Below are 12,754 nucleotides of genomic sequence, written 5' to 3' on the forward strand. Positions count from 1 at the left end.
CCATAGCAGAGGGTTAGTTTCGTCATTAAGTCCTTGCTTTAAATTGACTTCGATTTCCCGTCGGGTTAGGCTACCATCAGGATTAAAACGAATTAGCTCCACCACTTCTTCTGAGCGCTCATTAAACCCGCCTACCGAAAGCAAGGCTTCATTAAGGGTGGTATTCGATGGGATTTCCACTGTTCCTGGTTGTTTAACTTCTCCGGAAACATTGACGCGAATTATATTTGGAGAAAGGTTAGTGGAGGCAATTTGAGCAGCTTCTGCGGCAGTGATTTCTGTGACAGCAGGAATAATCACTGTGTCTCCCCTTTGCAAGGCCAAATCTTGGCTGAGGTCTCCCTCTTGTAATAATTTCCAGAGATTGATGTCAATTAGCTGTTCTGTGCCATTGCGAGTAGGACGACGCACTTGAATTTGTCGCACATTAGCAGAGGGTTTAATCCCGCCAGCGGTTTGAATCGCTTGAGTAACGGTGGGGCGACTAGCGCCGTTTTCTCCTCCTGCTAGGTTTTGTCCTCCTCCTAAGCGGTAAGCCCCTGGTCGAAACACTTCCCCCACCACCGCCACATCAGATATGGCGTCACTGCTCGCTAGATTAGATGCTGCGAGTTGAGCGGTTTTGGCTAAGTCCACCTCAGTGGTGGCTGGAATCATAATTACATCCCCATCCCGCAAAATCAGGTTTTGACTCAAATCACCAGCTTGCAGCAGTTGTGAGAGATTAACCCTAATCCTATCGGTGATACCAGAAGGTTGAGTACGCCGAATTTCGACTGCCTCTAAATCTGCTGATTGGGTCATCCCCCCAGCCAGCTGCACCGCTTGAGCGATAGTGGGAAATTGGGTATTATTGATTAACGGTAAAACGTAGGAGCCTGGTTTTTTAATTTCCCCGGAAATAGCGATTTGTAACGGGCGGGCTTGGAGTAAACTGACGGTGATGGCAGGAGAGCGCAATTCCGATTGATATTTAGTTGCGATCGCAAATTCTGCTTCTTCTAAGGTCATGCCCTCAACGGTCAGTTTCCCCACTAAGGGCAACTTCAGAGAGCCATCCACACCAACCTGTTGTTGGCCACTAAACTCCGGAACCCTGAAAATAGTAATTAGAATCACATCCCCTGCACCAAGGGTATAGGTCTGGTCGATCACAGGGCTAAATGACTCTACAGGAGGTGCAGGAGTGGTAAGGTCAGGAAGACTGGGAAATGGTATTGTTTCAATAGGTTGCTCAAAGGTGGGTAGAGGTTGGATCTCTGTGGACTGACCTGGGGGGGATGGTAGGGTCTGGGTAGGTTGCTCAAAGCTTGGTAGAGGTTGGATCTCTGTGGACTGACCTTCAGAAGACTGACCTGGGGACGGTGTTAGTGTAGATTGAGCAATAGCCAATTCAGCAATGGTCGATTCAGCAATAGCCGAAGCAAGTACAATGTCCCTGGCCTGTTCAGCATTAGGCAGTGATTCCCTGAAGGTAAGCATAGCTAACTTCCCAGGAGCAGCTAAGTTGGCATCGGCAACGATTAGCTCGGGATAATCCTGTGGTTGATTAGAAATCTCGAAAAATGAACCATTAACTAACCTCAGGTCTGAGCTAAAGGTTAATTTCATCACAGGTCGATTGGTAGTGTTGGCCTTTGCTACCACCTTTGATTTGCTTAGTTTTTTCACCTTAGGGATGGTGGCAATCCTATCAGCTGGGGGTTTTTTGGGTACCTTTACTGGAGGTGGCTCCACGGTTTCCCATGGCATTTTGATCAAATCACTGCCAACGGAACGAGCCACAATTTGGTCAATCCGTAGTTTTTTGCTCGGTAGGATTTTAATCGGTAGTACTATATCTGCCGGACTAGCCGTTACCCTAGGAAGGGGTGGAGGAAGGGGGGGTGGTTTAATGGTTGCAACGGTTTGTGGGCTAACGGTTTTTCCGGGAATAGCTAGTGAGGTTGGCCATGACTTACCTCGGTCTAACTGAGACCGGGTCTGGGAAAACTTTCCCTTAGGAAACCGTTGTGGTGCAGGAATAGTTTGTGACTCTTGGGGATTGGTATCGTTTTTTCCGAGATTGCCGAGATTGCCGAGATTGCCGAGATTTTCGAGATTGCCGAGATTGCCGAGATTTAATCTTGATTGATCAGCAGAAATCAGTTGGAGAATAGGATGATCGTTGTAATTCCAATTATTACTCAGCCCATACCCTATACAATAGCTAGCGGCGGCTGACACGGGAATCAGTACTAAAGCTTTAAACATGGGATTATTTGATGGACTTCAACAAACTCCAATTTTTGGACTAAGCACGTTTAAAATTTTGTCAGTAAAGTTTTTCTAAGTTCTGGATTTTAGGGAGTAGGGAGTAGGGAGTAGGGAGCAGGAAACTAACTTAATAGACTAAGTTAATGGATCTCTATCCTTAATACTGGTCTTAGGGTAATTATCAGGATTATTCCCTACAGAATTCTTTTGGAGTAGGGAACAGGGAGCAGGGAGTAGGGAGTAGGGAGTAGGGAGTAGGGAGTAGGAAAAGGTGCATCTCCCCATCTCCCCATCTCTCCATCTCCCCACACTCGTAAGTTCCCAGATCCGCTGTTACCTTTCGAAAATTTAAAGGTATCATTTCTCTTGGATTTACCATTGTAAATGTGAATAAAAAATGTGAAGGTAATCGTGAATTTACAACTTCATATTAACTTCATTTTTAACGATGACTACCAATTGATAAAATTACTTCGGTTTTAACTGCTCCCTTAATTTAAAGAAATCCTGAGGTTATCCTTAAGGTTAGTAGAAAGGAGACGATAACCCAAGGGAGCCAATTTTCATCAGCGAGAATATAGCAATTCTGATCACGAGTGACCGAAATTGCTGATCTTTTTAAAGGAAAATTCAGGCATGCAGCCATGCATTGCTGCTCCCTACTCCCTTCCCGTTCGCACAGGGTCTGGCTCTGCGAGTAAGCGTGGCTCACGGCCTTAGAGGATATCTGAAAAGTTTTTTGATACTGAATTTTGCCCCCCTAGCCCCCCAACTTTGGGGGGAACAAGAGTCAATTTGCTTCTAAAGTCCCCCGCCCCCCTAACCCCCCAATTCTGGGGGGAATTAGCGGATGCTTCGCTTTTTTACAGATGGGGAGGGGGCTTGGATGTAGCAAATGGGACTTCTCAGACAACCTCTTAGCTACCTACTCCCTTTTTTTTATTTGATAGCGTTCAAATAAATATAGCAATTTTGATGACAAGTGAGATACACTGGATTTTCTACCTGCTCCCTGTTCCTTTTTTTTATTTGATAGCGTTGAAATAAATATAGCAATTATTATACCTATGAGGTACAAATATCTGGTTTTTAGGGAGCAGGGAGCAGGGAGCAGGGAGCAGGGAGCAGGGAGCAGGAAAGAGCAAAAATAGAATAGGGAAGAGGGAAAAATAATCTGTACCTCATAGCTACGCTAAACGCTATATAGTTTTTTCCTTACTTATCAGGTATTTTAAAGTTTGTGTTACATAGTTTACAGCCTCTGCACTATCCATTTTTATCCCTAAAAAACTATAAAACTTGACATAAAAATTCTAACCCTTAGAGGCATATAGCAATTCTACAACTTGTGAGGTACAAATTTCTGGTTTTTAGGGAGCAGGGAGCAGGGAGCAGGGAGCAGGGAAGAGGGAAGAGGGAAGAGGGAAGAGGGAAGAGGGAAGAGGGAAGAGGGAAGAGGGAAGAGGGAAGAGGGAAGAGGGAAGAGGGAAGAAGTAAAAAATAATGTGTACCTCATGAGTCCTAGAAACGCTATAATTTTTTAAAAAATAATTGTTAATCAATGAAATAAGTTAAAAAAAAAGTCTTTTAAAGAAATCCTGATGTTAATTTCAATGTTAGTAGAAGTGATACGAGAACTAAATCGAGTTGATTATTGTTCAGCTATGAGGAGAAACTATTCTCTTGTAGTCACTAACTAATCGGCTCCGTTCTATTAACAATTTTTGAGTGCATCTTAGGTTAATTCCTGCATCTTTTTTCTGGGAGTACGCTATACCACACCTATATTATTTAAACGTTACGGACTGACACTAAAATTCAGAGTCAGCTTAAGGCATGATTCACATTTCCAAACTTGCAACCTATAGTTTTGCGGTGTTAACTCCTTGGTTTATCGGGGGTCAAGCTTCAGCAACTGCGGCAGTCGCTGATGGGGGGAACCCCCAAGACCGCGCTGCCTTTAATTCATACTCTAAGTACAAGGATTTAGGAACCTCTGTTTCTACTGTTAATCCTACTGTTAAGAGTCCATCGGTAAAGGTACTGCTAGGAGCAACTCCTGTGGGGCTCAGTACTACTGACCGTGAGATTAAAACTAGTCCAGAAGGAGTTAACCACCTCGGTGCCATCTCTAAGGTAGGTACTCCAGTCTTGGGAGCTGGACTAGTTGGTGGTAATCAGGTTAACTATCCAGTTAATTATCCAGTTAACTCGGTTGCTAAGGTCACCACTGAAACTGGTATAACTCAAGGAAGATTAACCTCTACCGCAAGCAGTTTTTCTGGCGTTGCTGATTCTGGGTATGATTCCGCCCCCCTAGCCCCCCAATTCTGGGGGGAACAAAACTCTGAAAGTCCCCCAAAGTTGGGGGATTTAGGGGGCTTGACCAAAACCAGACGATCACTAAGTCCCCCAAAGTTGGGGGATTTAGGGGGCTTGACCAAAACCAGACGATCACTATCAAGCACACTAGTTTCTCAAGTGTCTCAATCTAGTGATGCTAGTGACGCCAGTGACGCCACTAACGCCTCTGAATCTCCAAATGCTTCCCCAATTCCGCCAGACATTCAAGAGAAACTCCGCGAGTACAAAAAGAGACTAGAGTTATACCGATTAGCCACTGAGTCACGTAAGCCTCGTACAGCTTTTCCAGGATTTAGCCTTGCTAATCCCTCCGGATTTGGAGCTGATAAGTTCCAAGGCTTTATTGGTGCTGGTTTTCAATCTCGCACCCGCTATAGCGGTGGTCAGGGTGGTTTGCTTGGAAATGGTTCGGATGGAACCTTAGGATTTGGCTTTGGTGTTGGAGACGCTAAAGAGTCAGTGGGTTTACAGATTTCCTATAGCATGAATAGCTTTGGTGGTAGCCGAGCCTTTGGAAGTGGAGCTGTGAATGCTAAACTACACACTCAATTTGATCGGGGATGGGGTGTTGCTGTAGGGGGAGAAGGGATCATTGAAGTAGGAAACGATGGAGCAGTTGATGTCCAAGATACTTACTATGGGGCAGTTACCAAGGTGCTTCGCCTTAGAGATAACATTGATAAACCTTTTGGTGTAGCAGTAGTTACTGTGGGCGCTGGTACAGGTCGGTTTCGCAGTGAAGAAAAAGTATTGAATGGGGAAAATGGTTTTGGTGTCTTTGGTGGTGTAGGTGTGGGAGTGCTGCCGTGGCTAAATGTAATTACGGAGTGGACGGGACAAGATTTAACCATCGGTGCATCCATTGCCCCGTTTAAAAATATCCCTATCGTAATTACTCCCGCCGTCAGAGATATTACTGGTGCAGGGGATGGAGCCCGTTTTGTTATGGGTGTTGGTGGCTCAGTGGGAGATGTTATCTCTCTGCTGGATCTGATTTTCTAAGATTCTGGTTTAGGTCTCAACTGCCGTTAAGGCAAGCTCACAGGATGCATCTCATTTTTGCTGTTTGGCTCGGTGGGTGGAACGGGCATCTTGCCCGTTACAATTTTCGGGCGGGCTGTCTCAACGCTAGCTAGGAGGCGAAAAATGAGGGCAAGCCCCCCTGAAGCACCACTAGCAAACTTTTCAAATATGAGATCCACCCAGCTAACAGGTTATACCGAGGTAAATTCACAGAAGTAAATCATGAAACTGATTCCCTCAATTAAAACTAAAACTGCCAGTATTATGGCAATCACTACTTTGGCGCTAGGATTAACTCCAGTTTTTCCTGCTGGTGCTAATGAGTCGTCAGAAGTTCTTTTGGCTCAGGTTAACCAGTCAGATATTACCGGTATCATAGAAGACATTATTCGGGCTCGGGCTCGCCAGGAATTCCGCGAGCAACGCCAGCAAGCCCGTCAGCAACGCCGCCAGGCATTTCGCGAAGGAGTTGAACAAGCAGTGGACGATTATACTGATTTTTTCAACACTGCTCAAACCCTTTTCGACGATATAGAAGCTTGTGCGGCGTCTGGTTGTCCAGACTTAGGCACTTTACTAGCTGAAGCTGCTGACCTTGTGGAAACTCTTCCTGAGCCACCTGTCCTTCCATAAATCGGTAAATCTTAGTTCTGAGAGCTGGTAATTTTTACGCCATTACACCATGGTTTCCTCTGGATATTATGTAGTTGCCTTCATTGTTGCCGCTTTCATTGTTTTCAATACTATTCCGATAGTTAAAGCGGCTGCCATCAAGTATCAGTACACAGATTTACCAGCCGAGCGTAAAGTGCATCGACAACCAATGGTGCGTTTAGGGGGAATTTCTATTGCTGCTGGCACCTTATTGGCTCTGTTTTTAGTATGGAGTCTAGGAGGGTTGGCTGATTTTCCCCCTGGCGTTTCTTCAGAGGTTTGGGCAGTTGTTCTCGGCAGTTTCTGCTTTTTCTTGATTGGCGTCACCGACGATTTGGTGAGTTTATCGCCCTTAACGCGCTTGTTACTGCAAGCGGGAGTGGCTAGTGTCGCTTGGGAAATGGGGCTGGAGATTAGCGTTGTCAGTCTGCCAGGAGTGGGAATAGTAGAGTTAGGATGGCTGAGCTTACCCCTGACTGTCTTCTGGCTAACAGGGGTTGTCAACGCCATAAACTGGATTGATGGACTGGATGGCTTGGCTTCAGGAGTGGCTGGGATTGCTGGGGTGATGATTTTCCTGCTCAGTTTGTTCATGGGCGAAACTGAGGCAGCACTAATTAGTGCGGCATTAGTAGGGAGTTTATTAGGATTTTTGTACTACAACTTCAATCCAGCCCAAATTTTTATGGGAGATGGTGGCTCCTACTTCATCGGTTTCACCATCGCTAGCCTGAGTGTGATGGGATTGGTGAAGGGGGCAGTGGCTACCACAGTGCTCTTACCCTTAGTGGTCTTGGCCGTACCCCTTTTAGATATGTCTGCGGTGATTATCCTGAGATTATATCATGGTAGCTCACCGTTCCAGGCGGATCAACGGCATCTCCATCATCGTTTATTAAAAACAGGTTTGTCTCATCGACTAACGGTGTTAGTGATTTACGCCCTGACCTTATGGGTTGGCAGTTTAGCCCTAGTCTGTGTTCAGTTTCCTCGCAGTCCGGTAATTGTCGGTAGCACAACGATTTTACTGGGATTGGTCAGTTGGAGAGCATGGGAGTCTGTTGATGGCTCTTCGATGGAGCAGGGAGTGGGGAGTGGGGAGTAGGAAGTAGGGAGCAGGGAGCAGGGAGTGGGGATCCCCCCTAACCCCCCTTAGTAAGGGGGGAATAGCGCTGAGAAGGAAGGAGTCTTAATAAGGAGGGAATAGCGCTGAGAAGGCGGGAGTCGGGAAAAAATTCTTTGTACGTGATCAGTACGAGAATTGCTACAAATTTTATTACATCTGAATTGTAAACGTGGCTGGGGAGATGGCCAGATGGCCATCTCCCCATACTCCGCGCGCCATCTCCGCGCGCCCCCTCCCCAAAGCTCCTCTTCCCGATTCCCGATTCCCGATTCCCGATTCCCGATTCCCGACTCCCGACTCCCGATTCCCGATTCCCGACTCCCGACTCCCGATTCCCGATTCCCGATTCCCGATTCCCGATTCCCGATTCCCGATTCCCGACTCCCGACTCCCGATTCCCGATTCCCGATTCCCGATTCCCGATTCCCTACTCCCTACTCCCTACTCCCTAGAACAAAAGTGGTGCGTTACGGGACGGATTGTCTTAAGCTACCGAGACAATCAGGGCTCCCCCGTCCCTAACGCACCCTACGCAACATTTACTCTTGCTAGCATGCCTCTTCCCGATTCCCGACTCCCGACTCCCGATTCCCGATTCCCGATTCCCGATTCCCGATTCCCGATTCCCGATTCCCGATTCCCTAAAACAATTGAAAAGACTATCAGTGGACCTATGGTTTTCATTAAACAACTAAAAATATCAAACCCAATTAAAGACTGCTTACCAACAAATACAGTTAGTGAGGAGTCTCTGCGGCTGTCTGTACTAACTCAGTTTTTTCCTCCTGACTATGCTGCTACTGGCCAGCTTATTCAAGAGTTGGTGATGCAATTGGGCAAACAAGGTATCGATATTAAGGTGTTTACTGGGCAACCAGGCTATGCCTTTGAGACTGCCACTGCACCAATGTATGAGAAGTTGGGAAAAGTACAAATTAAGCGATCGCGTACGTCTCAACTTTGGCCTCAGCGCATTCGTGGTAAGGCTATGAATGGCTTAATTTTTGCTGTGCGAGCCTTTTTGCACTTAGTTAAAAACTGTCGTCGTCGTAATTTGGTGTTATTAACGACTGCGCCACCGTTTTTCCCTGTAGTTGCTTACCTGGCTCGTAAGATTTTTGGTATGCGCTATGTTTGCCTAATTTACGATTTTTACCCAGACATTGCTGTAGAGTTAGGAGTGATTGGTCACAATCATCCCTTGGCTCGATTTTGGAGAGGTCTCAATCGTCGGGTGTGGCGTAAAGCGGAGGCAATTATTGTGCTCAGTTCAGCCATGAAGCAACGAGTGATAAATACTTGTCCTAAATTGGCTAACAAGGTGGCGGTGATTCACAGTTGGGCTAACCCAGATGTGATTGTACCACTGCCCAAGCCAGATAACTGGTTTGCCCAGAAGCACAACTTAGTAAATAAGTTTACGGTGCTTTACTCTGGTAATATGGGGCGCTGCCATGATATCGACACGATTCTTGAGACTGCTAAATTGCTCAAAGACGAACCGATTCAGTTTGTCTGTATTGGTAGTGGCGCGAAGCGAGAAACGTTAATCGAGGACGTGAAGCGCTTAGGCTTAACTAATTTTCTGTTTTTGCCCTACCAAGACAAAGAGGTGCTGCCCTACTCCTTAACCGCTTGCGATCTCTCCTTAGTGAGTGTGATGCCTGGTATGGAAACCTTAGTGGCTCCTAGCAAACTCTACTCGGCGTTAGCGGCTGGGGTTCCGGTGACGGTGATTTGCTCTAGGGAGGCATACTTAACGGAGCTGATCGCCAAGGCTAAGTGCGGTGCCAGCTTCGTGAATGGAGACAGCCAAGGTCTGGCTGACTATATCCGCTCTCTGGCGGCTAATCAGGCGTTAGTCAAGTCCCTAGGTCAGGCTGGTCGTGAGTATTTATTAGAGAATTTTACCCCTGAGGTGATTGCTAAACAGTATGATCAGGTTCTTTGTGAAGCGTTGAGTGGGGAGTAGGGAGTAGGGAGTAGGGAGTAGGGAGTAGGGAGATGGGGAGATGGGGAGATGGGGAGATGGGGAGATGGGGAGATGGGAACTGGTATCTTGGTGGAACTGGCATCTTGGTGGAACTGGCATCTTGCCAGTTTCAATATATTTTCGGGGGGGGAGGATGGCCACTGGCATCTTGGTGGAACTGGCATCTTGGTAGAACTGGCATCTTGGTGGAACTGGCATCTTGCCAGTGTCAATATATTTTCGGGCGGGGAGGATGCCCACTCTACTGGGGCTATTTCCCATGAGATACAAAGGGATCCCCCTAAATCCCCCTTAACAAGGGGGACTTTGAGGTTTATAAGTGTAGCTCATAAATGCAATAACTGCTATATCGCCTCATCAGGTAAACAGGATTTTTTACCTCTTGCCTCTTGCCTCTTGCCTCTTCCCTGCTCCCTGTTTCCTGCTCCCTGCTCCCTGCTCCCTACTCCCTACTCCCTATGACATTGACTTATGGGCTGTTTTTTGATAGTATTATTTACCGGGATTATTTTTTAATAAAATTCAATTAAAGATTAAACAATTTTCTCTCAATAATTATATCAATTATTCTAATAATTACGTATTTTGCTGATCCTTTGAAAGCAAAAGTACTAATTAATAATATCTTAAATGCAATCAGCGCAATCAGCGCCAATAGAGACTTGAGCTCATAGGTATAGGGCTACGCCCAAGGGCAAAAGGCAAAAGGCAAAAGGCAAAAGGCAAAAGGCAAGAGGCAAAAGGCAAGAGGCAAAAGGCAAAAGTTTACTACAACAGCTTTTGCTGCTTGTATCAATGTCCTAAGCTTAATGCGTAGCGATATATAATCAATGCTATATTACATAAATTTAGTAAATTATCCTGAAAGCTCTAGGTTACTAAGAATACAGAATTAGTGCTTAAATAATCACCACTAATTTAACGAAATATTTTTATATTTTGCTTATGCTATGAGCGGATATTTATACAAATTAAGGACATCAAAATTTATCAAAAAACAATTAAAACTATTACTAAATAGTCCTGAAACCTATAGATTAATAAGAATAAATAATTGGGGGTTAACTACTAAGGTTTGATTGACGGATTTGTTTAAGATATAATCGTAAACTCTCAGCTATCAGCTATCAGCTATCAGCTATCAGCTATCAGCTATCAGCTATCAGCTATCAGCTATCAGCTATCAGCTATCAGCTATCAGCTTTTGAATAAGCGATGCAGCGCGGTCTTGGGGGTTTCCCCCATGAGCGACTGCATCAAGACAACAGGTAAGCATTTGAGTTAAGTCACAGGCTGGAAGCCTGTGCCACGGCTGACGGATGTTCGCGTAGCGTGGCCTTTGGCCAAGGCTAAAAGCTGACCACTGACCACTGAACACAGTTGAGGAAACAGGCAAGATTCCTGTTCTACTGACTACTGACCGCTAAAACTAAATACTAGCTAGTTATTACTATCTAGAACCTTATGTTTAGGAGTGGGCTTCGATGGTCCTATTGATCTCAGTCTCTCCCCACACCACTTTTCATTAGTTGTGATGTCAACAGCAGGAAAGTGATTAAGGGGGAGATTGTGTGTCTATTATTTTAGGGAGTAGGGAGTAGGGAGTAGGGAGTAGGGAATAGGGAACAGGGAATAGGGAATAGGGGGAAGAGTTTCAGGGTCACCGATCAGCGATCAGCGATCAGCTATTAGCTGAATACTTACATTGTTCATGACCTATAGCGTTTCTCATAGCTATGAGGTAAACAAGATTTTTCACCTCTTGCCTCTTCCTTCTTCCCTATTTCCTCTTCCCTACTCCCTGCTCCGAGGCTCCCTACTCCCTACTCCCTACTCCCTGTTCCCTGTTCATGACCTATAGCGTTTCTCATAGCTATGAGGTAAACAAGATTTTTCACCTCTTGCCTCTTCCTTCTTCCCTATTTCCTATTCCCTACTCCCTACTCCCTACTCCCTACTCCCTACTCCCTGTTCCCTGTTCATGACCTATAGCGTTTCTCACAGCTATGAGGTACACAGGATTTTTTGCCTCTTGCCTCTTGCCTCTTGCCTCTTGCCTCTTGCCTCTTGCCTCTTGCCTTTTCCCTGTTCCCTGTTCCCTATTCCCCAAAATGCTATGCTCAAACTATCAGGTTCAACTGGCAGAACGATTGCGTAGCCTTGGGGTCAATCCTGATGATTTGTAATGTAGGGAGTAGGGAGTAGGGAGTAGGGAGTCGGGAGTCGGGAGTCGGGAGTCGGGAGTCGGGTAAGCTATCAGCGTGTCGCGTATCAGCTATCAGCTATTGAATAAAAGGGTATTGCTGAGGGGCGCAATGAATATGAGCGGGGTGGGCATCCTGCCTGCCCAGAAATGAAACAGGCTTGATGCCGGTTCTACCGTTGGGACACTGGCAAGATGCCAGTTCTACACTTGCCAGTCTTCTCCCCTCTTCTCCCCCCTGCTCCCAATTCCCAATTCCCGATTCCCGATTCCCGATTCCCGATTCCCGATTCCCGATTCCCGATTCCCGATTCCCTACTCCCTACTCCCTACTCCCTACTCCCTTCCCTATATGTTGCCCACAATCACCCCAACCACTATTGATCTAGCTCCTGGGACTCAATTGCGGTTTCCAGGAACTTGGGAAGACTATGAGCAGCTTTTGGTAAAGCTTGGTGATCGGGCTAGTATTCGCATGCGATTTCGAGATAATCAGATTTTGCTGATGGCTCCTCTTCCTGAACACGGTAACCAAGCTGATATACTGACTGACTTAGTTAAAGCACTGCTACGGTATCAAGGAAGAGATTGGCAGAGCTTTGATCCGATTACCCTTCGGAAAGCTGGGATGCCTGGAGTGGAGCCAGATGCTTGTTTCTACATCGAAAATTATCAAGCAATTTTAGGAAAGCGAAGACTAGACCTGAGCCAAGATCCACCACCGGATCTCGCCCTAGAAATTGACCTGACTTCCATTACTGATATTAACGACTACATTCCCCTAGCTGTTCCAGAAGTTTGGATTTATAAAGCGGACACAATTTACATCTATCGATTTGAACGCGGACACTATTTAGAGGTTCAAACCAGCGAAATTTTTCCAAATTTCCCGGTCAAAGAGGTAATTCCCCAATACATTAATAGGGCATGGCAGTTTGGTTCTAGTGTGGCTCTGCGAGAATTCGTTCGACTTCTTGGGGAAGAAGGGAATAGGGAGTAGGGAGTAGGGAGTAGGGAGTAGGGAGTAGGGAGTAGGGAGTAGGGAGTAGGGGGAAGAGTTTCAGGGTAAGCTATCAGCTATCAGCGTGTCGCGTATCAGCTATCAGTTATCAGCTATAGCGCTACGCGCAAGGCA

14 protein-coding genes are annotated in these 12,754 nt (G+C 46.1%); 10 read left to right on the forward strand and 4 right to left on the reverse strand.

Features of this window, described 5'->3' with window-relative positions; translation table 11 throughout:
- The 3 genes from F6J99_RS31810 to F6J99_RS31820 form a co-directional block, all read right to left on the reverse strand.
- The coding region (locus F6J99_RS31810) for an SLBB domain-containing protein (RefSeq protein WP_293118974.1) at nucleotides 1–2,253 on the reverse strand (2,253 nt) is incomplete at its 3' end.
- A 138-nt stretch (nucleotides 2,254–2,391) separates the two neighbouring features.
- On the reverse strand, nucleotides 2,392–2,541 hold the full coding sequence (locus F6J99_RS31815; RefSeq protein WP_293118976.1) for a hypothetical protein: 150 nt from the start codon (nucleotides 2,539–2,541) through the stop codon (nucleotides 2,392–2,394).
- A gap of 1,054 nt (nucleotides 2,542–3,595) precedes the next feature.
- Nucleotides 3,596–3,772: a hypothetical protein gene (locus F6J99_RS31820; RefSeq protein WP_293118978.1), complete on the reverse strand. Its 177-nt coding sequence runs from the start codon at nucleotides 3,770–3,772 to the stop codon at nucleotides 3,596–3,598.
- Nucleotides 3,773–4,092: 320 nt separating this feature from the next.
- Between F6J99_RS31820 and F6J99_RS31825 the strand changes: the two genes are divergently transcribed.
- From F6J99_RS31825 to F6J99_RS31845, 5 genes are all read left to right on the forward strand, one after another.
- Nucleotides 4,093–5,622 carry a hypothetical protein gene (locus F6J99_RS31825; protein WP_293118980.1) on the forward strand — a complete coding sequence of 510 codons (1,530 nt, stop codon included), beginning with the start codon at nucleotides 4,093–4,095 and terminating at the stop codon, nucleotides 5,620–5,622.
- A gap of 243 nt (nucleotides 5,623–5,865) precedes the next feature.
- Nucleotides 5,866–6,276 (forward strand): hypothetical protein, encoded by a 411-nt coding sequence (locus tag F6J99_RS31830; RefSeq protein WP_070395877.1) that lies wholly within the window; start codon nucleotides 5,866–5,868, stop codon nucleotides 6,274–6,276.
- A gap of 49 nt (nucleotides 6,277–6,325) precedes the next feature.
- On the forward strand, nucleotides 6,326–7,402 hold the full coding sequence (locus tag F6J99_RS31835; protein ID WP_293118983.1) for an MraY family glycosyltransferase: 1,077 nt from the start codon (nucleotides 6,326–6,328) through the stop codon (nucleotides 7,400–7,402).
- 202 nt (nucleotides 7,403–7,604) lie between these two features.
- On the forward strand, nucleotides 7,605–9,395 hold the full coding sequence (locus F6J99_RS31840) for a glycosyltransferase (protein WP_293118985.1): 1,791 nt from the start codon (nucleotides 7,605–7,607) through the stop codon (nucleotides 9,393–9,395).
- Nucleotides 9,396–9,443: 48 nt separating this feature from the next.
- Entirely contained in the window at nucleotides 9,444–9,878 is a 435-nt protein-coding gene (locus tag F6J99_RS31845; protein WP_293118987.1) for a hypothetical protein, read from the forward strand.
- A gap of 721 nt (nucleotides 9,879–10,599) precedes the next feature.
- Here F6J99_RS31845 and F6J99_RS31850 read toward each other — a convergent pair.
- Complete coding sequence (locus F6J99_RS31850; protein WP_293118989.1) at nucleotides 10,600–10,812, reverse strand: hypothetical protein; 213 nt, start codon at nucleotides 10,810–10,812, stop codon at nucleotides 10,600–10,602.
- 315 nt (nucleotides 10,813–11,127) lie between these two features.
- Between F6J99_RS31850 and F6J99_RS31855 the strand changes: the two genes are divergently transcribed.
- From F6J99_RS31855 to F6J99_RS31875, 5 genes are all read left to right on the forward strand, one after another.
- Entirely contained in the window at nucleotides 11,128–11,277 is a 150-nt protein-coding gene (locus F6J99_RS31855; protein WP_293118991.1) for a hypothetical protein, read from the forward strand.
- Nucleotides 11,267–11,401, forward strand: a complete 135-nt coding sequence (locus F6J99_RS31860; RefSeq protein WP_293118993.1) for a hypothetical protein — start codon at nucleotides 11,267–11,269, stop codon at nucleotides 11,399–11,401. The genes F6J99_RS31855 and F6J99_RS31860 overlap by 11 nt, the downstream gene beginning before the upstream one ends.
- A 21-nt stretch (nucleotides 11,402–11,422) precedes the next feature.
- Nucleotides 11,423–11,602, forward strand: coding sequence for a hypothetical protein (locus F6J99_RS31865; RefSeq protein WP_293118995.1), 180 nt, complete (start codon nucleotides 11,423–11,425; stop codon nucleotides 11,600–11,602).
- A gap of 212 nt (nucleotides 11,603–11,814) precedes the next feature.
- Complete coding sequence (locus F6J99_RS31870) at nucleotides 11,815–12,003, forward strand: hypothetical protein (protein WP_293118996.1); 189 nt, start codon at nucleotides 11,815–11,817, stop codon at nucleotides 12,001–12,003.
- Nucleotides 11,972–12,619 (forward strand): Uma2 family endonuclease, encoded by a 648-nt coding sequence (locus tag F6J99_RS31875; protein ID WP_293118997.1) that lies wholly within the window; start codon nucleotides 11,972–11,974, stop codon nucleotides 12,617–12,619. The genes F6J99_RS31870 and F6J99_RS31875 overlap by 32 nt, the downstream gene beginning before the upstream one ends.
- Nucleotides 12,620–12,754 lie beyond the last annotated feature (135 nt).

This window comes from Moorena sp. SIO4G3, assembly GCF_010692305.1.
Taxonomy (GTDB): Bacteria; Cyanobacteriota; Cyanobacteriia; order Cyanobacteriales; family Coleofasciculaceae; genus Moorena; species Moorena producens_A.

Coding starts and splice junctions, on each gene's coding strand:
- F6J99_RS31845 (WP_293118987.1), top strand. CDS start 9,444: ATGGGGAGATGGGGAGATGGGGAGATGGGAACTGGTATCTTGGTGGAA.
- F6J99_RS31865 (WP_293118995.1), top strand. CDS start 11,423: ATGAGGTACACAGGATTTTTTGCCTCTTGCCTCTTGCCTCTTGCCTCT.
- F6J99_RS31860 (WP_293118993.1), top strand. CDS start 11,267: ATGACCTATAGCGTTTCTCATAGCTATGAGGTAAACAAGATTTTTCAC.
- F6J99_RS31855 (WP_293118991.1), top strand. CDS start 11,128: ATGACCTATAGCGTTTCTCATAGCTATGAGGTAAACAAGATTTTTCAC.
- F6J99_RS31875 (WP_293118997.1), top strand. CDS start 11,972: ATGTTGCCCACAATCACCCCAACCACTATTGATCTAGCTCCTGGGACT.
- F6J99_RS31870 (WP_293118996.1), top strand. CDS start 11,815: ATGCCAGTTCTACACTTGCCAGTCTTCTCCCCTCTTCTCCCCCCTGCT.
- F6J99_RS31830 (WP_070395877.1), top strand. CDS start 5,866: ATGAAACTGATTCCCTCAATTAAAACTAAAACTGCCAGTATTATGGCA.
- F6J99_RS31835 (WP_293118983.1), top strand. CDS start 6,326: ATGGTTTCCTCTGGATATTATGTAGTTGCCTTCATTGTTGCCGCTTTC.
- F6J99_RS31825 (WP_293118980.1), top strand. CDS start 4,093: ATGATTCACATTTCCAAACTTGCAACCTATAGTTTTGCGGTGTTAACT.
- F6J99_RS31840 (WP_293118985.1), top strand. CDS start 7,605: ATGGCCAGATGGCCATCTCCCCATACTCCGCGCGCCATCTCCGCGCGC.
- F6J99_RS31820 (WP_293118978.1), bottom strand. CDS start 3,772: ATGAGGTACACATTATTTTTTACTTCTTCCCTCTTCCCTCTTCCCTCT.
- F6J99_RS31815 (WP_293118976.1), bottom strand. CDS start 2,541: ATGGGGAGATGCACCTTTTCCTACTCCCTACTCCCTACTCCCTACTCC.